Consider the following 21,377-nt stretch of genomic DNA (forward strand, 5'->3'; position numbering starts at 1 on the left):
GGACCTCGACAATCCTCATTCTTGCTGGTCAGAGGCACTTTTCGCTTACCTGACCACCCGTCGGACAGCCCGCTTCATGAAAGCGCGAGGCTAGGACCTGTCCGGCCGATCAAGGTCGACCCAAGAGGTTCTGCAAGGATGCTGGGATGCAGCACATGCCGGATGACCCATCGTTCCTGCCCCCTCCGTGGTGGGTGCCCGATGGTGGCATGCACGACTTCGAGCTGGAACTGCGTCGCGAGCTTTCCCTTGGGCACCCACTGCAAGAAGCAGAGGTCACCGCTGCGGCGCGATGCGAAGGATGTGACGACGTCCTGTTCAGGGTCGCGAACCGGCCGTTCCCCTGGGCTGTGGTTCACCTGACGTGGACAGGCCGCGAAGAACGTGTGCCCTGGCCGATGACAACGTCGCTTGCAAGCCTGGCCGAGCTCCTCACCGAGTGGGCCGACCACGGCTGCAACGACACCAAGGCCTCGTCTCCGCAATCACGTTCGTAGCCAGATCACGACGGATCCCGCAGTGGCGGTGCCAAGAAAGACGTAGCCGCGCTTGTCGTAGCGAGTCGCGACTGCCCGAAACTGCTTCAGGCGGTTGATCGCCCGCTCGACGGTGTTGCGCTTCTTGTACCGCTCCTCATCGAAGCCGGGTGGCCGTCCGCCGCGTGAGCCCTTGCGCAGGCGGGTGGCCTGACTGTCGGTCTTCTCCGGGATCGTGTGGCGGATTCCCCGCTGCCGCATGTACTCGCGGATGGGGCCGTTGCTGTAGGCCTTGTCGGCAGCGACGCTGTCCGGCTTCTTGCGCGGCCGGCCCAGGCCAGTTCTGGGCACTCGGATCTTCTCCAGGACCACCCTGAACTGGGTGCAGTCCGCCCGCTGACCTGGCGTGACGATCAGGGAAAGCGGGCGGCAGCGGCCGTCCGCGCTCAGGTGAAGCTTGCTGGTGAACCCGCCCCGCGAGCGGCCCAGGCCCTCACCTCCAGCACCACCTCCACCAGGCGGGCGACGAGACTCTGCCACGGCGTCTCGGCCTGGCGTTCCACCTCTTCGGCCCCCTTTTGTCCCGGGGCCGGAGGCGGGTCGGTGCGGGCGCCGGCCGCGTGCTGATGCGCACGGACGATGGTGGAGTCGACCGAGATGTCCCAGTCGATCTCGCCTGCGGCGTCGGCCGCGGCCTGGACCTGCTGGAGCAGACGTTCCCAGGTTCCGTCGGCCGACCACAGGCGGTGGCGTTCGTAGACGGTCTTCCACGGCCCGAATCGTTCGGGCAGGTCACGCCACTGCACCCCAGTCCGCACCCGGTGCAGAATCCCGTCGATCACCTGCCGGTGATCCCGCCACCTGCCACAACGCCCGTTGCTCACAGGCAGGAACGGACGCAGCCGTTACCACTCGGCATCACTCAGATCACCCCGCCCCATGCCCACAAGAACGACTCGGGCACTGAGTAGTCACATGATCGGCCGGACAGCTCCTAGTTGTCGAGGCTGGCTGCCGGGGTCGCCGGTGATGCGACGCGGCGTGGCCAGGTCCAGGCGGAGCGCAGGATGAAGGCGAGGAGCAGTACCTCGAGTCCGATGGAGAGGCCGTAGAAGTAGGAGTAGGTCCAAGACTCCCCTACCGCGTTGAACATCGAGACGGGGATGTAGAGCGTTGCCACGACGAGGTTGAGGGTGCGGTTGACACGGGCGGGCAGTGTCGCGGAGAGCAGGATCATGAGGATCGGGATGGCCATGAGCGTGAGCGCAATGGCGACAAAGGTGGGGCCGGTGTCGAACTCGTGGACGATGCCGGCCTGGATGTCGTCGACAAATCCGGGCTTGTACAGGGCGAGGTAGTCGACGTAGATGTAGAGGAACATGAAGCTGGTCCATGCTGCTGCGAGCTTGGCCCGCACGGGCATGCGCAGATCTTCCAGCGTGCTCTGGGACGGCGGATTCTCCGCGGTGTGGGATTGAGGCGTTCTCATCACAATCCTCCCTGGCTTGATCGGGTGAGTGCTTCCACCTTCACGGATACCGGCGGCGGGCGCATCGGCCGCGGAGCCTGATTCGACCTGGCCGTTGGTACAGCCAAGCTCTTGTACTTTCGACGGATACACCGAGCACGCGGGCCGCCTAGGCTGGTCGGATGGCCACCAACGCACTCCGCTCGCTGTGGGTCGAACCTCGACCCGCGAATGCCCCGGACCGGAGGCCGCGGGACTGGGCCCTGGTGGCAGTGCTGATCTGCTGGTCCCTGGTGGAAGTGGTGCTTCGCCAGGCCCTGGCGCCACGCCCACTGCTGCTTCTCGCGGTGCTCGCGGTCCTCGGCCCCCTGCTGTGGCGACGCACGCACCCGCTCGTCGCGGTTGCGGTCTCCTTCGGCGCGATGACGATCGTCGACATCGTCAGAATCCTCACCGGGTCGCAAGGCGCCCCGCTGAACAGCATCGGCGCGGCGCTGATCCTGGCCTACGCCCTGTTCCGGTGGGGCTCCGGCCGGGAAGCGGCAAGCGGCCTCGGCATCATCCTGCTCTGGCTGGCCATCACCTACGTCGCCGACCCCATGAGCCTGTGGGAGACGGTCGGAGGGTACGCGTTCTTCCTGTTCGCCGCCGCGCTCGGCGCCACGATCCGCTATCGCGCGAAGATTCGCATCGGCGACATCGAACAAGCCAAGGCCCGCGAACGCGAACAGCTCGCTCGTGAACTCCACGACACCGTCGCCCACCATGTCTCGGGCATCGCCATCCAGGCCCAAGCAGGACGTGCGATCGCGGCCTCCCACCCCGAGCGTGCCATCGAGGCCCTGGCCATCATCGAGGACGCGGCGACCCGCACCCTCACCGAGCTGCGCGCCATCGTCGGCGTGCTCCGCGTCACGCAGAACACCGAGTTCGCGCCGCAGCCCGGCGTGGCCGAGGTCGAGCAGCTCGCCACCGACGGCCGGACGCGCCCCTGCGTCGAGGTGACGCTATTCGGCGAGTTCGACGGCCTCAGCCCGGCGGTCGGGGCCGCGGTCTACCGCATAGCCCAGGAGTCCATCACCAACGCTCGACGGCACGCCCGCCACGCGACCCAGGTCACCGTCGCCGTCACAGGCGACACCGACCAGGTACGGCTGACCATCGACGATGACGGCTCCGCCGCCGGCGGCCGCGCCCCAGCAGGCTACGGCCTGGTGGGCATGCGGGAACGCGCCTCACTGCTCGGAGGCACCTTCCACGCGGGCCCCGCCGCCGAGCGGGGCTGGCGGGTGGAGGCGGTCCTGCCTCGCACCGGGACGCCACGATGAGCATCAGGGTCCTGGTCGCCGACGACCAGCCCATCGTGCGCACCGGGCTGACCATGCTGCTCGACGCCCAACCCGACATCCAAGTGGTCGGGGCGGCCGCCGACGGGCGCGAGGCAGTCCGCCTGGCGCTCCAGCTGCGCCCCGACGTCGGCCTGTTCGACATCCGAATGCCGCTGATGGACGGCATCGAAGCCACCCGACGCCTCGCAGGCCCCGACGTCACCGATCCGCTGCCGATCGTGGTCATCACCACCTTTGACCTCGACGAGTATGTCCACGGCGCGCTCAAAGCCGGCGCCCGCGGGTTCCTGCTCAAGGACGCCGGACCCGCCCTGCTGACCCAGGCCATCCACGCCGCCGCCGACGGCGACGCACTGATCACACCCAGCGTGACTGTCCGACTGCTCGCAGCATTCGCCCACGCACACACCTCACCACCGAGGCAGCCGATAGAACCGCTCACCGCCCGCGAGGAGGAAGTCCTCGTGCCTGTAGCGCAAGGCCGCACCAACAATGAGATCGCCGACGAGCTCCATATCACCCCTAGCACCGTCAAAGCCCACCTCGCCAACCTCATGCGAAAGCTCGGCGCCCGAAACCGCGTCGAGGTCGCCATGTGGGCCCACGAGACCGGCCGCATCTGACGCCGCAAAGGCTCCGCCGCCAGGCCCGCAAGCCGGACGGCACCCCCTGCGACCACGTCCAGGACCTCACACAGGCCCGCGAACGGACTGGAGAACGTACGCAAGGCCCTGTGGAAGGAGATGGGGAAGCTACCGGACGGCATGACCGAGCGCGGGCTCGAAGTGCTCCTCAAGAAGCACGATGACACCGTCTACCACCTGGACCGTGTGAAAGTCTTCCTGCACCAGATCAAGCAGCAGCCATGACCGACCCCAGAAACGGAACAGAGCGCCCATGACCGACGAGAACAGCCACGCCACCGAGGTACGCGAGCGGTGGGCCCGCCCGGAGAACGCCCCCGCCCTCGACGGCATCCGCGCCGCCCTCGCCGGCGGTGGCGACTGGCGTGCGCTCGTGCGCGAGTGGACCCTGCCCTGGGACACCGAGAACGATCTGGCCGGCATTCCGCTCGCCGGTGTGAGCCTCGGCGGCGTGGACCTGACGGACGTCATCCTCAGCTACGCCGACCTTCGCGGCTGCGACCTGCGCGGCTGCGACCTCACCGACGCGTTCCTGACGGGCACCGACCTGCGCGAGGCCACGCTGGTGAACGCGACCCTCACCCGCGTGAACGCCGGGCTCTGCGACCTCAGCGGGGCCGACCTCAGCGGCGCGAACGCGGACGACGCCGTGTTCTCCCGCGCCCGCCTCGTCGGCACCCGGCTGTCCGGCGCCTCCCTGCGCCGGGTGAAGTTCGTCGCGGCCGAACTGGGCGACGCGGACTTCTCGGACGCGGACCTGTCGGACGCCGTGATGGTCGCGGCCAGGACGGCGGGCGCGATCCTGGACGGCGCACGCCTGGAGGGGACCCGCCGCGGCTCACTCAGGCCGTAGACCCTCAGCTGTCGACGGACCACGAAGGCCCCCACCGATCACGAGGGCTGCCGCGAAGGCGGCGGCCCCACTGATCAGCCGTCACCCCGCGCGCCACGGGTGCCGCAGTGGCTTGGCACCGTGAGGCCGACCGCACCCCCTTCACGGCCGATGTCCGAGGCCCGTCGTACTCTTCCCCGAGTTCGACTACCCCGGGAGATCCGCTTGTCCGTTCACGCTCGGCTCCGTGCCACCGTCCCCGCTCTCATGCCCTCCTCGCAGGCCGGTCCGCCGGAGATCGCGGGGCTGCCCGGGCGCAGGTTGCTCGTCCAGCGGAGCGACGACGAGATCGTGGCCCAGCCCCTGGACGACGCCTTCGTCGCACGCGCTGGGGCGAGTGTTCACTTCCCCGCGCCCTGGCCCCGGAGTCGCGGAACGTGGGAAGTGGCGCCGGACGCGAGTCTGGCCGTCTTCGCCGGGGTCCATGCCGTGCGCGCGGTGGATCCGTCGGGAGCGACGTGTTGGGAGGTCCGCCATGGGTGCTGGTACGGCGCGTGCCGCGAGATGCACGAGGCGTACGACGAGTACGCGGATCGGCAGGACCATCGGTACCCCGAGAGCGGCTCGGTTGGTTTCTCGGCGGACGGCAGGCTCGTCTGGGCGCACGTACGCGGCCCGTTGTCCGAGGGCGAGCTGAGCCCCGATACGGCCGACGAGTGGCTGGTCATCGACGCCGAGAACGGTCGCGTGCTCGCGCGGGCCGACGCCGAAGCGGCAGCCGCCGGCAGCGTTCACCTTCCCCACCCGACCGATCCTCACCAGATGGGGCTGAGCATCGGCGAAGGGCAGGACGGCGCACCGCTGCGATGGGGCCGCTGGGACGGGAGGGAACTGACCGTGGACTGCCTGGACGGCGATCTGTGCCTGCTGAGCCTCAGCCCCTCGGGTGACCGGCTCATGACCGTCTCCCACGACCAGGACTCCCTCGCCGTACGAGACTCTCGCGGCGCCATCGTAGAGGCGCTGGACTGGAACGCCGAGGCAGCGATTCCCCGTCACCCCGACGCTCCCACCGCCACGGACTCTGACGCCGCCGAGGACGAGGACGAACTGGACGTCTGCTGGGACTGGGCCGGCGGTTTCCTCGACGAGACGACCCTTGTCGCCTCGACTGTCGAGTGCGACGAGGAGTGGGGGCAGGGCCGGCACTGGCTGGTGGACACGACGGGCAGGAACGATTTCGTGCCGATCGACTACCCCTCGCCGGTCCCCTCCGAGCCGACCGCGCTGGGAAGCGGTGTCTGGTCGACGCTGTCCGAGACTCGTGACGCCCTCCACGTCTGGGGTCTCCACGGACTGGAGGGCTGATCTCGGCCGGACTCTCACGTGGCGGCTGCGGACCCACGTTGCTGTACGCCACACCTCAGCCCACAGCGGCAGGTCGAGGGGCCCTGAGGTCGTGGGGCCGGGGCGAATCCGTCACCCCCGTCCGAAGGAACACGGAACGCCGCACGGACCAACCGCCAGCCGATATCCACCCCCGCGAAGGGCATGGCCTCGCCACCTCATCCAGGCCGGCGCGGCCGATGAACTCGCCGGTCTCCCGTGCTTCCAGCGCCCACCACCCATAACCTCGCTCGTCGAATACGGCCTGCATCTCCGTCACCGCGGCATCGCTCTGTTCCCGGGTCAGCAGCTCACCGAGGTGTCCCGGCCCTCGGGATCAGCGTTCATCGCCGCCCATGGCTCGAGGTCGGACTCCCGCCACCGGCGGAGCAGCAGACGATCGGCCGTGCTGCGTCCTCGTCAGTCGGTAGTTCTCGCGGCGACCTCCGCCTGGGCGTGGGTTCCCGGCGGGGCCATCGCCTTCAAGGACCGGAGGGCCCGACCGTGGGCACACCACCCTTGCGCGACGCCGCTCCAGGCCCTTCGCCAATTTCCTTCGAGGGACGCTCCCGCCCCCTTCAAAGGAATGCGTGACGATCCAGTCCCCGCACTGATCACCGAAGCACGTCCTGACCGCACTGCAGGCCGAGGCCGACGCGGACGGGCTGATGCCGTCCCATGGGCGTACCGACGGCCAAGGCCTCCGGTTCCCGTGGGTGACACGCCTGTTGCGGTGCCGGCCCGGGCAGCCGTCCCGGCGTCAGCGGCCCATCGCCGTCTCGCGGTTCATGCGTGACAGCTTCTCGGGATTGCGGACGGCGTAGAGACCGGTGATGAGGCCGGCGTCCAGGCGGAGCGCCACGATCGTGTCGATCCGGCCTTCGCGGCGGATGATCAGGGCCGAATGGCCGTTGACCAGGGTCGGTTGCAGCAGGGCGCCCCTGAGCCTGGCCAGAACCTCCATCACCTCGGCCACGCCCACCACCGGTTCCACGGCGGCCCGGACAACTCCGCCGCCGTCCGTCAGGAGAACGACTTCCGGGGCGATCATGTTGAGGAGCCGGGTCAAATCGCCTGTCTCCACCGCCTGTTGGAAGGCGGCGAGCGCGTCGCGGGTCTGGGACGGGGAGACCGTCTCACGAGGGCGGCGCGCGGCGACGTGGGTGCGGGCGCGGTGCGCGATCTGGCGGACGGCGGGCGTGGACTTGTCGACGGCCTGCGCGATCTCGTCGTAGTCCAGGTCGAAGACGTCCCGCAGCACGAACACGGCGCGCTCGGTCGGTGTGAGGGTCTCCAGTACGAGGAGCATCGCCATGGAGACGCTGTCCGCGAGCTCGACGTCTTCGGCCACGTCGGGAGCGGTGAGCAGCGGCTCGGGCAGCCACGGGCCGACGTAGGACTCCTTGCGGCGGCGGAGTGTGCGAAGGCGGGTCAGGGACTGGCGGGTGGTGATGCGGACCAGGAAGGCACGCGGGTCGCGGACGGTGGTGTGCTCGACGCCCGACCAGCGCAGCCACGTCTCCTGGAGGACGTCCTCGGCGTCGGCCGCCGAGCCCAGCATCTCGTAGGCCACCGTGAACAACAGATTGCGGTGGGCGACGAAGCTCTCCGTGGCCGTGGCCGCGTCGGTGCCGGCATCCCTGTTCGCGTCCGTCATCGTCAGCTCCCGGCTTCCGTCGCGCTACGGGTGGTGCGTGTCGTACACGGGACGCCGCTCACCCCGGTTCTGTGACAGCCGCCCCCCGTGGTCCACGTCACATCCGCGCCGTGTCACAGGAGCGCGGCCACCGGCGCCTCATGGGCATCAACCACACGGTTCCACGAGTGAGGAAGCCCCATGGAAGCCCGTATGAACCTGTTCGACACCGAGCTCGGCACGAAGGTCGGCAAGCGGATGTACGCCGTCAGTCAGGTCATCCAGGAGTCGGCACTGTCCCGGTCCACCCAGGAACTGGTGCAGCTGCGAGCCAGCCAGATCAACGGCTGCGGCTTCTGCGTCGACATCCACAGCAAGGACGCCGCGGCGGCCGGCGAGGACGTGGCCCGGCTCAGCCTCGTCGCCACCTGGCGGCACTCCACCGTGTTCACCGACGCCGAGCGGGCCGCGCTGGCCCTCACCGAGGAGGGCACCCGCATCATCGACGGATACGGAGGGGTCACCGACGAGACCTGGGCCCGGGTGCGCAAGCACTACGACGAGGAGCAGGTCATCGCTCTCGTCTCCCTCGTCGCCATGATCAACGCGACCAACCGGCTCGGCGTGATCCTCGACAACCGGGGTGGATCCTACGCACCCGGCGACTTGGCCACCGTCGCTGGTTGACGCACCGGGGTCCGCCCCGCAGAAGACCACGACGGCGGCCGCCGCGAGTTCCCAGGCATGCTCACGGGTGTACTCGTCGGCGGCCGCCGCCCGGGCCTGGAGAGTGCTGCCCGCCGTGCAGCCCATAGGACCCTGGACAAGTCCCATCGTTGCGTTTCAGAAGCACTCTCCGCCTATTCGATCAAGACGTGGAGTGTCAGGATCGGCGGGTCAGAACGGTCAGCCGGCGCTGCCGATCAGCTTCCAGGGCTCGTGGTCGGCGTCGGCCCCGGTGCCCGGTGCGCTCCCCTTCGTCTCCCACTTGGCCTTCCAGACCTTGCCGTTGTACTTGACCGTGGTCTGCTCGATCGGCTGGCTCGCCGGGGAGTAGATCTTGGTCGCATCCCAGTTCCCGGCGCTGCAGCCACCAGCCGGCGGGGTTGCCGTACCGAGCCCCTTGAGGTTGTCGTTCGCGGGCGCGTACGCCGTACCGCCGATCGACAGACTCGTGTTCACCGGACCGGTGATCGGGAGGAAGTAGATGATCGGCACGTCGAGCGACTTCCCGGCCGGGATGATCTGGCAGTAGTCCAGTGTCGTGCTGACCCGGTGGAACGTCGTACCGGGCGCCAGCTTCCACTGGCCACCTTGGACGCCCGTCTGCCAGTTGGCGTCCTTGACCAGTGGTGACGTCGAGGCCGGAATGTCGAACGACAGCTTCGTGTCCTTGCCACCGCCGAGCGTGCGCCCGGTGTTGTTGGTGATCCGGACGGTCGGCTGCAACGGCCACAGGTTCGCCGTGGCGGTCGGGTAGTTGACCATCTCGACGCTCAGGTTGGCGGTCACCGTCGGCGCGGTACCGCTGCTGCCGGTGCGCAGGTTGTTGTCATAGGCGCCGATATTGCCCAGCTTCTCGTTCAGCCGGGTGGTCAGCGTGTACCCCATCCCGCACGGGGTGTCCGGCTGGATGTCCGCCGGGCAGGAGTAGTCGCCGCCGAGCTCCCACATCATCACGCCGCCCGCTCCGGTCGACTTGACCAGATCGGTGACCGCGTCGACGCCCTGTTCGTCCTCGGTCGACAGGAACACCTTCTTCTCGGCGTTCCACAGCCACGACGTCTTCGTGGTGTCGTCCCAGTACCGGGTGTACTGGCCCGTGCGCCGGTCGGTGATGTCGGTCTCCGGCTCGAGTCCGACGCTGCGCGCATAGACCGGCGTGATGTTCTTCTCCAGGTTCTTGGTGTGCCACAGCGGGTTCGTCCCGGAGCCGAGCTCGCTGCCGTTGTTGGTCTCGTCGTGCCAGATGTTGTCGATGCCGAAGGCACCGTCACCACAGGGCCGCTTGAGGCCCGTACCCGGCTCGCACCCGCTCGGCTTCCGCGACGTGCCCCACAGACCGTTCGTACCGCCGGTGACGTTCTGCCAGCCGCGCGTGTAGTAGGGCACACCGATGTTGACGCGCCCGGCCTGCATCGCGCCACGCATGTACTTCATCGCCCAGTCGGTGTTGAAGTACCCGATCTTCCCGTACTCCGGGGTGGCGTACTGGTCGGCCAGTTCCGGGTCCTTGCCGTCGTCGAACAGTGCCGCGTTCGGACCCACGACGTCGTTCCAGGTGCCGTGGTAGTCGTAGGCCATCAGGTTGGTGAAGTCCTGGTGGTCCAGCGCGGTCTGGTTCGCCATCCCGCGGGCCAGGTAGCCGGAGGCCGACGACGCCGAGGTGAGCAGATAGTACTTGCCGTCCGCGACCGAAGCCCGGTTCAGCGCGTCCCGCAGTGTCTTCATCAACGCGGCGTACGCCGTGGGCAGACCCTTGCGGCGCGGGTTCGACACCGCCCAGTCGGTCGGATTTCCGGTGTCCTCGAGGACCGTGGGGTACTCGAAGTCGATGTCGGCGCCGTCGAACCCGTAGGTCCGCAGGAAGTCCACGACCGAGCGCGAGAACGTGTCGATCCCGCCCTGGTTGACGGAGCCGTCGGCGTTGGTGGTCATCGCGTAGAAGCCACCGGAACCGGCCCAGCCGCCGACCGAGATCAGCGTCTTCACCCGCGGATGCAGGCGTTTGTACTTCGTCAGCAGGTTGAAGTGTCCCTTGTAGGGCAGCGAGGGATCCATCTCGGCGCCGACCTCGCCGGGCCACTCCTTCTGGGTGGCATTCGAGTCGACCTTGATCTGGTTGTTCTCCACCGACGCGAACGCGTAGTTGAGGTGGGTCACCTTCGACCACGGGATGTTCTTCACCAGGTAGTGCGGCGTGCCGTCGGCGCCCGTGCGGCCACCGTTGAAGTAGCCCACGACCCGGCGGTCCCGGCCCTGACCGAGCCATTCCCGGCCGTCACTCTGATAGACCTTGCAGTACGGCGTCGCCACACCCGGCGTGGTCGCCAGCCCGTCCGGCCGGCAGTCGCCGGACGCACTCGGCCGCGGACCGCCGTCGTCGCCACCGGGGTGCGACTCCATCGGGTCACCGGCACCACCGTTGACACCGAGATCACCGGCACCGCCGTCGCTGCGGCTGCCGTCGCCGTAGCTCGGCACCAGCCAGCCCTCGATGTCACCGGAACCACTCGCCACGGCCGCCTGGGCGGCGGTCCTCGCCGACCGGGAGCCGGTCGTAGCGGAGCGAATCATGGCGAAGTCCTCGATCCCGTCGCCGTCCAGGTCGGCGAAGGTCCCGACGGTGCCCTGGAACGGATCGTCGGAGCGGACCACGCCCAGCGACTTCCAGCCCTTGGTGAGGCTCCACGGTGCGCCGGTGTTCTGCCAGGCCCGGACCTCACCGCTGGAGAACTCGACCCGGACCGTGTCGGCCTTGCCGTCACCGGTGATGTCGGCGAAGGCCACCTGCGCCCCGCGCGCCTCCCCCGGCGTGGCGAATCCCTCGACCTTCTCCCAGCCGCCCGGAGTCGGCATTCCCTTGCCCTTGTTCTGCCAGGCGGTCGGGAAGCTCATCCGGTCCAGCGTGATCAGGTCGTCGCGGCCGTCGCCGTCGAGGTCGGTGAAGTACAGCTCCGGCTCGTAGACGAGATTGTTCGCGACGATCGTCGGGCTGTCCCAACTGATCTTGCCGCCACTGCTGGTGTTCCGCGCCATCCGCATCGCGGGGAAGCCGGTCGGCGAGTCGGGCGGGTACAGGATCCGGATGTAGTCGTCCTTGCCGTCACCGTCCAGGTCGGCGAAGTAGACCCGGTCCGGGTCGTTCCCGCGGTCGGCCGGGCTGATGTCGCCCAGCGAGACCCCGGCCTTGCGCGGGTCGTCGTTGCGCCAGCCGGTGACTTTGCCGTCCGTACCGACCACCGCGTAGTCGTCCTTGCCGTCGCCGTTCAGGTCGGGGAACGCGATCTTCGAACCGGCCGGGGCGGCGTCCCGGATCTTGCCGATCGGCTCCCAGACGTACGAACGGCCGCTGATCATGCGCTGCAGGACCGCGATCCGAGCGCCTTCGCCGAAGGCGTCCGCGATCTTCTGGTAGCCGGCGTCGGTCGGGTAGATCTCGTTGGTGATGTCCTCCGGGGTAACAGCGCCCAGGTCGACCAGCACCAGCCGTGCGCCGTCCTTGATCTTGGCGTAGGCGATCGTGCGGAGCTCGCTGTTGTACGCGTCGATCCGGGCCTGGTAGGTCGGGTTCGTCGACGGCGGCAGGGTCCCGAGCAGGACCGTGGTCGTCGGCGAGGCCCGGTAGATCTCGTCCAGGAACGTCCGCATCTTCCCGGCCGTCGCCGTACCGTCGGCACCGCCGGCCAGGTCGGCCGTGCCCGCGACCAGGGTCATCATGTTCGGCCGCAGCGTCCGCAGCGCGGGGACCGACTCGGCCTTGATGGCGTCGATGCCCTTGCCGTCGAAGCCCATGTGGTCGGGGTCGCCCCGCTTGCCGTTCTTCAGGTCACCGACGAAGTCCGTGCGCTTGAAGACGAGACTGGCCGTCGTGCCACCGATCACCGCGATGGTCGTCAGGCCCTTCAGGATGGACTTCAGGTAGTCCCGGAAGCCACCGTCGTCGGTGCTGTGCACCCCGGCCGTGATCCCGTCACCGGTCGGCATCACCCGGAGCTCCTCGATCGGCGGGCCGGCGCCGGGGGACGGACTGGGACCCGGCGGCGGGTTGATGCCGCCTGCGGCGAGCCGGCCGGACTGGGTCGGCCGGTGGTCGGAGTCGCCCTCGGACCGGACCGAGACCGTCAGCGTCTGGTTGAAGTGGGTGGTGACGAAGTAGTCCAGTTCACCGCTGTGCTGGTGGGTCGCCTGCCCCGAGCTGTGGATCCGCATGGTCGGCGGGAAGCTCGTCCGCTCGGCGAGGACCCTCGGGTCGACGTTGAAGTCGCCACCGACCGTCGCGTTGTAGGTGACGTTACGCTGGCTCCCGAGGCTCTCGATCCGGTCGTCGATGGCGTCCAGCATCGCCCCGGAGTCACCGCCACCACCGGACAGGCCGTGCAGGGTGAAGTACCACTCGGTGCCGAAGCGCGCGCCGAGCGCGTTCCGGCCGGCGTCGACCGGGTTGCCGACGACGATCAGCTCGTCGGGCGCCTCGGTCAGGACGAGCGCCGTGTTGACCCGGCCGCCGATCCGCCGCGGGTTCGTCGCGTCGTCGTCGGTCTGGAGGAAGTAGACCTCACGGGTCGGGATGGTGTTGCGGATACCGCTGCCGACGACCCAGGTCCGGTGCAGCACGGTGTGCTGATGCGTGACGCCCTGGCTGTCGACCGTGGTGAAGGTCTGGCTGGGCTGGGGGGCACTGTTCTCAGGGGGGTGCGGGCCGACCTCCTGAAGCATCAGGATCGGCACCTGCCAGGCCAGCCGCTGAACGGTGTTGGTCCACTTGCTGCCGTTCTTCGCCTTGTTGTTGGCCCCTTGCATGTTCCAACTGACCAGGGGCGTGGTGGCCGCGGGGAATTCGGTGGCGGAGGCCGGAACGACAAGTGACGCTGCCAGCCCGGCCATCACCACCACGGCAGTGATTAATCGGCGGAACAAGAGTTTCCCTTTCGTACATCCAACGGATCGGGAGCAACCGAATCGTTGGAAGCTACATGGATTCTCCACTGTAGGCCTCGATCGTTCCTGAGACCCCATCAGCTTGCCGACGGCCCTTCGTGGCGAGTGCGGGTGGCGATCCCGGATTCCGCACGGCGTCATGGGACGACTCGGTTCCACAACGTCGACTTCGTCGTCGACGAACGGATACCCCTCCCTCGGCGGTGAGGCCTGCCAGCATCCCTGCCCGCATCCCTCACCGCCGTCGCCGGGACACGCCCGCGCCCCTGCCGGGTCCTACGTCAGGCCGGCCCCGGCAGGGTCGCCGTCGAGGAAGCCGCCCGACTGGTGCTGCCAGAGTCTCGCGTACGCGCCCTCCGCGGCGAGCAGCTCGTGATGTGTGCCCTGCTCGGCGATCCGTCCGCGGTCGAGGACGACGAGCTGGTCCATGGTGGCGACCGTGCTCAGCCGGTGGGCCACCACCAGCGCGGTCCGCCCTTCCATGAGGCGCCAGAGCGCGTCCTGGACGAGGACCTCGCTCTCGGAGTCCAGGGCGCTGGTCGCCTCGTCGAGCAGCAGGATCGGCGCGTCGCGCAGAATCGCCCGCGCGAGGGCGACTCTCTGGCGCTGCCCGCCGGAGAGCTTCACCCCGCGCTCGCCCACCATCGTGTCGAAGCCGTCGGGGAGCGCGTGGACGAACTCCGTGACATGCGCCGCCTCGGCCGCACGGCGGATCTCGGCGTCGGTGGCGTCCGGCCGGGCGAACGCGATGTTCTCCCGCAGGGTGCGGTGGAACATCGCCGGGTCCTGCGGCACATAGGCGATCAGGCTGCGCAGTTCGGTCTGTCGCAGCCTGCTGATGTCCTGTCCGCCGATCGTGATGCGGCCGCCGTTGATGTCCGTCATCCGCAGCAGCAGCCGGGTCAGTGTGGTCTTACCGCCGCCGGACCTGCCGACGAACCCGACCTTCGCCCCGCTGGGCACGGCCAGGTCGAGGTCCTCGAAGAGCGGCTTCGCGCCCGCGTGGGCGAAGTTCACCTTCTCGAAGCGCACGTCGGCGCCCTTGAAGAGAAGCGGTTCCGGCACGGCCGGGTCCCGTACGGTCGGCGGGGTCTGCAGCAATTCGGTGAACTGCGCGGCCTCGGTCATCGAGCTTTCCAGGCGGCGGTAGATCTGGTTGAACTCGAACATGATCCGTGTGGCGTTGGAGTAGTAGGTGAAGGCGACGACGACCGCCTCGACGCCGTGCTCTCCCGCGCCGAGCGAGAGGGCGAGCAGCAGTCCGAGGGCGTTCGTCACTACGGACATCGGTGCGACCACGGTGTCGATGCGCAGATTGCCGTAGTCCCACGAACGCAGGCTGAGCCGCCGCGATTCGGCGACGCGGGAGCGGTGTTCGGCGGCCTCGCGGTGTTCGGCGGCGAAGGACCGCACGGTGTCCATGTTCATCAGGGAGTCGGCGACGTGGCCGGAGACCCGGGCGATGGCCTCCTCGCGCTGGTCGACGAGCGCCTGCCGGCGGCGGATCAGGGGCCGCACGCACAGGGCCGTCACCGCGATCATCATCAGGAGCCCGACGACGAGCAGGGGTTCGTACGTCCACAGCACCACCGACGCGAACACGAGGGGGACGAGCTTGCCCATGACCGAGAAGGTGAGCGTGTCGACGAACTCCTCGAAGCGGGAGGCGAAGCTCAACACCCGTTTGGTCAGCGAGCCGGCGAAGTTGTCGTGGAAGAAGGTGGCGTCCTTGGCGAACAGCTCGTCCATGCCGATGACGTACAGGTGCTCGATGCCGAGGGCGTCGAGGCGGTTCAGGCAGTGCAGTCCGACGCGCCAGAGCGTCTCGGCGAGCAGGAGGACGCCGGCGAAGCCCAGGACGTAGGGCAGCATCGGGCCGATGCCGCTGTCGGCGCCCCCCGCGATGCGGCCGACGAGCTTCGCGACCACGAGCGGCGCGATGTAGAAGATGCCGATGTTGCCCAACGCCGGGAGCAGCATCGCGGGCACTGTCAGCCCCTTGAGCCGGACCAACTCCTTTCCGTAGTAACGAAGTGCGAGGAGCACAGGGCCCCCGCCCGGCGAACTCTTGCGCGATTCAGGCTTTCCCATCCCAACCCTAATTTGTCGGATCGAACTGGACAGGGTTCGCAGTGTTCCGCGCGGACACTCGCGCCGTCCAAGGGTTTTCCTCGATCCATCGGGAAAGGAGATCGGAAGCGGACACGGAGAGCCGGTCGTCGTCCCCGGCGCACTCGTGGTCCGCGAATCGACCTGACCGGCACGGTTCGTACGCGGTGCCCCCCGGTGCTCCCCTTCGAGGATCCGAGGACGACCCGGTCGCGCCTATCGTCCGACAGTCGGTCCGGCGGGCGGAAGGAACACTCGCCTGGGTGACTGTGGGGCGGGTGGGAGCCGGTACATGATCATCGGTATGAGTGCCTCCCTGATCCGCCGCGCCTGCGCCGCGGCCCTGCTCGTCACGTCCACCCTCGCCCCCGCCGTCGCCGCCGCACCCCAACCCGGTGCGCCCGCACCGGAGTCGAAGCGTGCGGTGCAGGCCCGGCTGCTCGGCGAGAAGACCGTCCCGCACAAGCTCGACTTCCTGGGGACCACGGTCGGCGGCCTCTCCGGGATCGACCGCGACCGATGCACCGGCGAGTACGTCCTCATCAGCGACGACCGCTCCTTCCTCCAGCCCGCGCGCGTCTACACCGCGAAGCTCGACATCGACGCCGGCGGCGTGCACGCCGTCGACTTCACCTCGACCCACCCCCTCCGCCGGCCGGACGGCTCGGTGTACCCGTCCCCCGCCCTCGGCGACGGCAAGGCGATCGACCCGGAGGAGATCCGCGTCGACCCGCGCTACTGCCGCTACTGGTGGGGGCAGGAGGGCGACCGGCCCGCCGTCGCCGGCGCGCCGGTGATCCAGCCGTCCATCGAGATCTCCGACCCCGACGGCACCCACCGCGGCCGGCTGCGGCTGCCGGAGAACTACATGATCACCGCGGAGCGCGGGCCGCGCCGGAACCAGGCCGTCGAGGCGCTCACCTTCGGCGCCCGCGGCACCGTCGTGACCAGCGCGGTCGAAGGCCCGCTGCTCCAGGACGGCCCGGTGCCCGACCTGACGCACGGCGCGCTCGTGCGTGTCACGCGGCAGTCCCGCGGCGGTCGGGTGCTCGGACAGTTCGCGTACCCCGTCGAGAAGATCTTCGCCGAGTCCGACCCGACCAGCCCCTGGGGCCCCGACACCGGCGTACCGTCCATCCTGGCCTTCCCCGACGACCCCGAGCGCTACCTCGTGATCGAACGAACCTGGGTCGCCGGCTCCGGCTACAAGATCCGCCTGTACGACACCACCACGCGGGGCGCCACCGACGTACGGGCCATCGACTCCTTGGCCGGACAGCCCGTCGTGGCCATGCGGAAGAGGCTCGTCGCCGACTTCCACACCCTCGGCCTGTCCACCGTCGACAACACCGAGGGCATGACCTGGGGCCCCACCCTGCCGTCGGGTGAGCGATCGCTGATCCTCGTCAGCGACGACAACTTCGACAAGGACGCGGTCACTCAGTTCGTCGCGCTCGCGCTGCGCTGAACCTGAGCCTCGCGGCACCGGGCCGGGGCCTGTGAGCACGGGCTCGGGCCCGCCTCAGCACCTCGCGGGGGCCGGGGCGACTCCACGGCCATGGCCCTCCGCACACCCACGCGTGAGCCGGTCAGGCGCCCTCGTCGAAGCGTCCTGACTCCACCTGGAGAGCGAGGGACTGCAGCACCTCGGCGGAGGAGATGTCGGTCCGGCCCTCGTCGTGCGCCACGGCGAGACTCGTGAAGGCCAGAGTGAACCCGGAGACCATCGTGTGGAGCGCGGGCCCGAGTGCCGTGGCGAGCAGGTGGGCGACTTCCTGCGGCGCGGCGTCGGCCGGCACGCTGATGCGGGGCAGCATCTCGTTCAGCATCTGGGTGAACACCCGCGGCTCGACCTCGGACGCGACCTCGAAGGCCTCCTCGCCGTCGCTCTCCTCCTCCACCGCCCGGCGGATCTCCTGAGCCTCCGTCAGGATGCCGATCACACGCTTCAGAACCTCAGCCCGCTCCATTTCACGGAGCCTAGCCCCACATCGGCAGGACTGGCCGACAGTCGAGGACCGCATCAGTCCCGAGGAGCGGTGCTCGCGCCGTGTCAGGAACGCGTGAGGGTGTCGACGAGGTCCAGTTCCTCGGTGCCGAAGTCGAGGTGGTGGAGGGCGGCAACACTGTCCTCCAGTTGTCGTGTGCTGCTCGCTCCCACCAGGGCCGAGGTGACACGGCCGCCGCGCAGCACCCAGGCCAGGGCGAGCTGGGCCAGGGTCTGGCCACGGGACGCGGCGAGGTCGTTCAGGGCGCGCAATCGGGTCACGAGGTCCTCGGTGACGGAGTCCCTGTTCAGGAAGGGGCTGTCGCTCGCGGCGCGGGAGTCCTCGGGAATGCCGTCCAGGTAGCGTCCGGTCAGCAGTCCCTGTTCCAGCGGGGAGTAGGCGATGGAACCGGTCCGCAGATCGTCGAGGGCGTCGAGCAGGCCCTCGTCCTCCGGGCGTCGGTCGAGCATCGAGTAACGGGGCTGGTGAAGGGTGAGGGGGGTGCCCAGCTCGCCGAGGATGCGGGCGGCCTCTCGGGTCTGCTCGGCCGAGTAGTTGGAGACGCCGACGTACAGCGCCTTGCCCTGCTGGACCGCGGAGTGCAAGGCGCCCATGGTCTCCTCCAGGGGCGTCTCCGGGTCGAAGCGGTGCGAGTAGAAGATGTCGACGTGGTCGAGGCCGAGCCGGCGCAGGCTCTGGTCGAGCGACGACAGGAGGTACTTGCGGGAGCCCCATTCGCCGTACGGGCCGGGCCACATCAGGTATCCGGCCTTGGTGGAGACGATCAGTTCGTCGCGGTAGGGCGCGAAATCCGTGCGCAGGAAGTCGCCGAGGGCGGACTCCGCCGCGCCGGGCGGGGGGCCGTAGTTGTTCGCCAGGTCGAAGTGGGTGATCCCGAGGTCGAAGGCGCGGCGCAGGATCGCGCGCTGGAGCTCCGCCGGGCGATCCGGACCGAAGTTGTGCCACAGCCCCAGGGAGAGAGCGGGGAGCTTCAGGCCGCTGCGCCCGGTACGTCGGTACAGCATGTCGGCATAACGGTCGGAATGTGCGGTGTACAACGCGACTCCATGGCATGGGGGCGGCCCCGGTGACCGGGGTGCGGCGGGGAGGTGGTGGTGCCGTCACCAATCTCCCTCGACCCATGGGTATGGATCCAACAGGAGAATCCGATGCGATTCAGCGCGTAGCCTTCTGAATCATGGAACTGCGACATCTCCAGCACTTCGTCGCCGTCGCCGAGGCCCGGCACTTCACTCGGGCGGCGGAGCGGCTCATGGTCTCCCAGTCAGGTCTCTCCGCGTCGATCCGGGCCCTGGAGCGGGATCTGAGGGCTCCGCTGTTCGTGCGCAGCACCCGCCGGGTGACCCTGACGGAGGCCGGGCGGGCGCTGCTGGTCGAGGCGGAACGCATCCTGACGCAGGTACGGGCCGCGCACGAGGCGGTGGCGGCCGTGCAGGGCGTGGTGCGCGGCACGCTCTCCCTCGGGTCCGAGCAGTGTGTCGCGGGAGTGCACGTGGCAGGGCTGCTGGCCACGTTCAGACGACGGCACCCGGAGGTGGAGATACGGCTCCGCCAGGAGGGCGGACTGGCTCTGGCCGAGGACGTCGCCGGGGGGCGTCTCGACCTGGCCTTCGCGTACCGGACCCGGGCGGACTCCGACCAGCTGCGCTCGGTGCCGCTGGCGGCCGAGCCGATGACTCTTCTGTGCCACCCCGGGCACCCGCTCGCCACGGCCGGGCCGGGCCTCGCGCTGCGCGACCTCACCGGGGAGGAGTTCGTCGACTTCCACCCCGGCTGGGGACCGCGTCGGGCCACGGACGCGACCTTCGCCACCGCGGGCGTACCGCGCACCGTGAGCCTGGAGGTGAACGACGTACACAGCCTCCTGGACCTGGTGGAGGAGGACCTCGGTGTCGCTGCCGTACCGCGGCACTTCCGGCACAAGCGGGATTCCCTGCACGCCGTCCCTCTTGCCGACACCGGCGAGGCCGTCTACGAGACGGTGGCCCTGCTGCCACCGCCGCAGGCCACCAGCCCGGCGGCCCGCGCGCTGATGGCCTTGCTGGAGGGGGGAATCGTCCGGTGAGGTGCGAGATCGCGCGCCGCTCCTGACGCTCAGGGGGGGCGCGGTGTCGGGCGCCGCGCACGACCTCCGGCCCCTCCCCGGAGGGGGCCTGTGGTCGGGTCTGCCCCGGTGAGTCGCGAAGGGCCGTGGTCGCGGTGTCAGGCGCCCTCGGGCAGATACCAGCGGTGGGGCCCGATGAGCCGGCGCAGGCTGTCCGGTCCCCAGGATCCCCGGGCGTACGGCTCGACCGGCGGTGGGGACTGCAGGAGGGGAGCGGCCACCTCCCAGAGGCGTTCGATTCCTGCGGCGTCGGTGAAGAGGGACTGGTCGCCCAGCATCGCGTCCAGGATGAGGCGCTCGTAACCCTCCAGGGCGTGGTCCTCGTTGAACGAACCGGCGTAGTCGAAGACCATCTCGGCCTGGGCCAGGCGCATCTCGGGGCCGGGCTGCTTCGCGAGGAAGCGCGCCGTGATGGTGCCGGGGTCCTCGAAGTCGATGACCAGCTCGTTGTGGCGACCGTCTGCGGATTCCTGGGCAGCCAGCGGGAACATGCGCAGAGGTGGCTCGCGGAAGCCGAGGGTGATCACGTGCCGGCTCTCGGCGAGGGCCTTGCCGGAGCGCAGGTAGAAGGGGACGCCCGCCCACCGCCAGTTGTCGATCTCGAGGCGCAGCGCCGCGAGGGTCTCGGTGTCGGAGGCCGGGTCGACTCCGGACTCGTCCCGGTAGCCGTCGTACTGTCCACGGACCACGTGGGCCGGATCGAGGGGGCGCAGGCTCTGGAAGACCTTGTCCTTCTCCGCGCGCAGCGCGTTCGCGTCCAGGGTGACCGGCGGTTCCATGGCGATGAAGCCGAGGAGCTGGAAGAGGTGCGTGACGATCATGTCGCGGAAGGTGCCGGTGCCTTCGAAGAAGTGGGCGCGGCCCTGGATGTCGATGTGTTCGGGGACGTCGATCTGTACGTGGCTGATGTGGTCGCGGTTCCAGACCGGCTCGAGGAGTCCGTTGGCGAAGCGCAGGGCGAGGATGTTGTCGACGGACTCCTTGCCCAGGAAGTGGTCGATGCGGAAGACGCGGGACTCGTCGAAGACGGCGTGGATGGCCTGGTTGAGGGCACGGGCGGAGGCGAGGTCCGTACCGAACGGCTTCTCCACGATCACGCGGGCGTCCCGGGCGAGCCCCGCGTCACCGAGCGTCCGCACGACCGAGGCGCAGGCCTGAGGGGGTACGGCGAGGTGGTGGAGGAGCCGTGGACTGCCGCCGATCGCCCGCTGGGCCTCCTGTACGGCGGCGAGGAGCGGGCCGGGGTCTTCCGGGTCGGCGGCGCCGAAGGTCAGCCGGCTCTCGAAGTCCCGCCACTCCTGGCCCTCTGGCGTGGCCCGGCCGAACTCGGTGACGGCCTCGTGCGCGTGTGCGCGGAACGCGTCGTCGCCGAGGGCGACGGCTGCGGGGGCCGATCCGATGATCCGGTAGCGGTCGGGCAGCAGTCCCGCTCTGGCCAGGTGGTACAGACCGGGCAGGAGCTTGCGGCGGGCGAGGTCGCCGGTGGCACCGGAGATGACGATGACGTGGTCCTCGGGGGTGGGCCCGGTGGGGCTCTGGGGTGTGGCCACGTCAGATCTTCCTTTCGGCACGGCCGTCGCACTCGCCGTGCGTCGCGGTGGGGGCTGCCGGTGGGCGTCGCGTCGGTGCACCCGCTGCGGGACGGCCCGGTTTCGACGAACTGTTGATCGGAGCCCCCTGGACACGGCACCGCCCCGGTGCTC

At 69.3% G+C, this 21,377-nt stretch carries 16 protein-coding genes and 3 pseudogenes; 10 read left to right on the top strand and 9 right to left on the bottom strand.

Features of this window, described 5'->3' with window-relative positions; genetic code table 11:
• Positions 1 to 146 precede the first annotated feature (146 nt).
• Positions 147 to 497, top strand: a complete 351-nt coding sequence (locus tag ACH4MY_RS10850) for a hypothetical protein (protein WP_398000607.1) — start codon at positions 147 to 149, stop codon at positions 495 to 497.
• On the opposite strand, the pseudogene ACH4MY_RS10855 reads toward ACH4MY_RS10850, so the two are convergent.
• Together ACH4MY_RS10855 and ACH4MY_RS10860 are read right to left on the bottom strand one after the other, a co-directional pair.
• Positions 486 to 1,378 (bottom strand): annotated as a pseudogene (locus tag ACH4MY_RS10855) (IS5 family transposase). The gene ACH4MY_RS10850 and the pseudogene ACH4MY_RS10855 sit on opposite strands and share 12 nt — an antisense overlap.
• A gap of 92 nt (positions 1,379 to 1,470) precedes the next feature.
• Positions 1,471 to 1,965: a DUF6326 family protein gene (locus ACH4MY_RS10860; RefSeq protein ID WP_398000610.1), complete on the bottom strand. Its 495-nt coding sequence runs from the start codon at positions 1,963 to 1,965 to the stop codon at positions 1,471 to 1,473.
• Between the two features lie 161 nt (positions 1,966 to 2,126).
• Here ACH4MY_RS10860 and ACH4MY_RS10865 point away from each other — a divergent pair, with 161 nt between their 5' ends.
• From ACH4MY_RS10865 to ACH4MY_RS10890, 6 genes and pseudogenes are all read left to right on the top strand, one after another.
• Entirely contained in the window at positions 2,127 to 3,272 is a 1,146-nt protein-coding gene (locus ACH4MY_RS10865) for a sensor histidine kinase (protein ID WP_398000613.1), read from the top strand.
• Entirely contained in the window at positions 3,269 to 3,916 is a 648-nt protein-coding gene (locus ACH4MY_RS10870) for a response regulator (protein WP_398000616.1), read from the top strand. The genes ACH4MY_RS10865 and ACH4MY_RS10870 overlap by 4 nt, the downstream gene beginning before the upstream one ends.
• A pseudogene (locus tag ACH4MY_RS10875) lies at positions 3,889 to 3,969 on the top strand (hypothetical protein); the annotation flags it as partial. The gene ACH4MY_RS10870 and the pseudogene ACH4MY_RS10875, both read left to right, overlap by 28 nt.
• 67 nt (positions 3,970 to 4,036) lie before the next feature.
• Positions 4,037 to 4,162: a polymorphic toxin type 28 domain-containing protein gene (locus ACH4MY_RS10880; protein ID WP_398000619.1), complete on the top strand. Its 126-nt coding sequence runs from the start codon at positions 4,037 to 4,039 to the stop codon at positions 4,160 to 4,162.
• Positions 4,163 to 4,190: 28 nt separating this feature from the next.
• Positions 4,191 to 4,790, top strand: coding sequence for a pentapeptide repeat-containing protein (locus ACH4MY_RS10885; protein WP_398000622.1), 600 nt, complete (start codon positions 4,191 to 4,193; stop codon positions 4,788 to 4,790).
• A gap of 204 nt (positions 4,791 to 4,994) precedes the next feature.
• Positions 4,995 to 6,137 (top strand): hypothetical protein, encoded by a 1,143-nt coding sequence (locus tag ACH4MY_RS10890; protein WP_398000625.1) that lies wholly within the window; start codon positions 4,995 to 4,997, stop codon positions 6,135 to 6,137.
• 101 nt (positions 6,138 to 6,238) lie between these two features.
• Here ACH4MY_RS10890 and ACH4MY_RS10895 read toward each other — a convergent pair.
• Positions 6,239 to 6,503: pseudogene (locus ACH4MY_RS10895) on the bottom strand (GNAT family N-acetyltransferase); the annotation flags it as partial.
• Between the two features lie 412 nt (positions 6,504 to 6,915).
• Positions 6,916 to 7,812, bottom strand: a complete 897-nt coding sequence (locus ACH4MY_RS10900; RefSeq protein ID WP_398000628.1) for an RNA polymerase sigma-70 factor — start codon at positions 7,810 to 7,812, stop codon at positions 6,916 to 6,918.
• Between the two features lie 180 nt (positions 7,813 to 7,992).
• Between ACH4MY_RS10900 and ACH4MY_RS10905 the strand changes: the two genes are divergently transcribed.
• The gene (locus ACH4MY_RS10905) at positions 7,993 to 8,478 is read left to right on the top strand and encodes a carboxymuconolactone decarboxylase family protein (protein ID WP_398000630.1); all 486 of its coding nucleotides are present in this window, start codon (positions 7,993 to 7,995) and stop codon (positions 8,476 to 8,478) included.
• A 219-nt stretch (positions 8,479 to 8,697) separates the two neighbouring features.
• On the opposite strand, the gene ACH4MY_RS10910 is transcribed toward ACH4MY_RS10905, so the two are convergent.
• Together ACH4MY_RS10910 and ACH4MY_RS10915 are read right to left on the bottom strand one after the other, a co-directional pair.
• Entirely contained in the window at positions 8,698 to 13,398 is a 4,701-nt protein-coding gene (locus tag ACH4MY_RS10910) for a glycosyl hydrolase family 18 protein (RefSeq protein WP_398000633.1), read from the bottom strand.
• Between the two features lie 330 nt (positions 13,399 to 13,728).
• The gene (locus tag ACH4MY_RS10915) at positions 13,729 to 15,543 is read right to left on the bottom strand and encodes an ABC transporter ATP-binding protein (RefSeq protein ID WP_398000635.1); all 1,815 of its coding nucleotides are present in this window, start codon (positions 15,541 to 15,543) and stop codon (positions 13,729 to 13,731) included.
• A 322-nt stretch (positions 15,544 to 15,865) separates the two neighbouring features.
• On the opposite strand from ACH4MY_RS10915, the gene ACH4MY_RS10920 reads away from it, so the two are divergent.
• Positions 15,866 to 17,029, top strand: coding sequence for an esterase-like activity of phytase family protein (locus ACH4MY_RS10920; protein WP_398000638.1), 1,164 nt, complete (start codon positions 15,866 to 15,868; stop codon positions 17,027 to 17,029).
• A gap of 121 nt (positions 17,030 to 17,150) precedes the next feature.
• Here ACH4MY_RS10920 and ACH4MY_RS10925 read toward each other — a convergent pair whose 3' ends face one another.
• Both ACH4MY_RS10925 and ACH4MY_RS10930 read right to left on the bottom strand, forming a co-directional pair.
• The gene (locus ACH4MY_RS10925; protein WP_398000641.1) at positions 17,151 to 17,531 is read right to left on the bottom strand and encodes a hypothetical protein; all 381 of its coding nucleotides are present in this window, start codon (positions 17,529 to 17,531) and stop codon (positions 17,151 to 17,153) included.
• Positions 17,532 to 17,614: 83 nt separating this feature from the next.
• The gene (locus ACH4MY_RS10930) at positions 17,615 to 18,607 is read right to left on the bottom strand and encodes an aldo/keto reductase (RefSeq protein WP_398000644.1); all 993 of its coding nucleotides are present in this window, start codon (positions 18,605 to 18,607) and stop codon (positions 17,615 to 17,617) included.
• A gap of 140 nt (positions 18,608 to 18,747) precedes the next feature.
• On the opposite strand from ACH4MY_RS10930, the gene ACH4MY_RS10935 reads away from it, so the two are divergent.
• Complete coding sequence (locus tag ACH4MY_RS10935) at positions 18,748 to 19,635, top strand: LysR family transcriptional regulator (RefSeq protein WP_398000647.1); 888 nt, start codon at positions 18,748 to 18,750, stop codon at positions 19,633 to 19,635.
• A 137-nt stretch (positions 19,636 to 19,772) separates the two neighbouring features.
• Here ACH4MY_RS10935 and zwf read toward each other — a convergent pair whose 3' ends face one another.
• Positions 19,773 to 21,224 (bottom strand): glucose-6-phosphate dehydrogenase, encoded by a 1,452-nt coding sequence (gene zwf, locus ACH4MY_RS10940; RefSeq protein ID WP_398000650.1) that lies wholly within the window; start codon positions 21,222 to 21,224, stop codon positions 19,773 to 19,775.
• Positions 21,225 to 21,377: the final 153 nt, after the last annotated feature.

This window comes from Streptomyces sp. NPDC017246, from assembly GCF_044331325.1.
Taxonomy (GTDB): domain Bacteria; phylum Actinomycetota; class Actinomycetes; order Streptomycetales; family Streptomycetaceae; genus Streptomyces.

What these genes read in the sequence shown, in the direction of transcription:
- ACH4MY_RS10900 (WP_398000628.1), bottom strand. Translation starts at nt 7,812, where the DNA reads ATGACGGACGCGAACAGGGATGCCGGCACCGACGCGGCCACGGCCACG.
- ACH4MY_RS10880 (WP_398000619.1), top strand. Translation starts at nt 4,037, where the DNA reads ATGGGGAAGCTACCGGACGGCATGACCGAGCGCGGGCTCGAAGTGCTC.
- ACH4MY_RS10870 (WP_398000616.1), top strand. Translation starts at nt 3,269, where the DNA reads ATGAGCATCAGGGTCCTGGTCGCCGACGACCAGCCCATCGTGCGCACC.
- ACH4MY_RS10920 (WP_398000638.1), top strand. Translation starts at nt 15,866, where the DNA reads ATGAGTGCCTCCCTGATCCGCCGCGCCTGCGCCGCGGCCCTGCTCGTC.
- ACH4MY_RS10915 (WP_398000635.1), bottom strand. Translation starts at nt 15,543, where the DNA reads ATGGGAAAGCCTGAATCGCGCAAGAGTTCGCCGGGCGGGGGCCCTGTG.
- ACH4MY_RS10850 (WP_398000607.1), top strand. Translation starts at nt 147, where the DNA reads ATGCAGCACATGCCGGATGACCCATCGTTCCTGCCCCCTCCGTGGTGG.
- ACH4MY_RS10925 (WP_398000641.1), bottom strand. Translation starts at nt 17,531, where the DNA reads ATGGAGCGGGCTGAGGTTCTGAAGCGTGTGATCGGCATCCTGACGGAG.
- ACH4MY_RS10885 (WP_398000622.1), top strand. Translation starts at nt 4,191, where the DNA reads ATGACCGACGAGAACAGCCACGCCACCGAGGTACGCGAGCGGTGGGCC.
- ACH4MY_RS10910 (WP_398000633.1), bottom strand. Translation starts at nt 13,398, where the DNA reads ATGGCCGGGCTGGCAGCGTCACTTGTCGTTCCGGCCTCCGCCACCGAA.
- ACH4MY_RS10865 (WP_398000613.1), top strand. Translation starts at nt 2,127, where the DNA reads ATGGCCACCAACGCACTCCGCTCGCTGTGGGTCGAACCTCGACCCGCG.
- ACH4MY_RS10905 (WP_398000630.1), top strand. Translation starts at nt 7,993, where the DNA reads ATGGAAGCCCGTATGAACCTGTTCGACACCGAGCTCGGCACGAAGGTC.
- ACH4MY_RS10860 (WP_398000610.1), bottom strand. Translation starts at nt 1,965, where the DNA reads ATGAGAACGCCTCAATCCCACACCGCGGAGAATCCGCCGTCCCAGAGC.
- ACH4MY_RS10935 (WP_398000647.1), top strand. Translation starts at nt 18,748, where the DNA reads ATGGAACTGCGACATCTCCAGCACTTCGTCGCCGTCGCCGAGGCCCGG.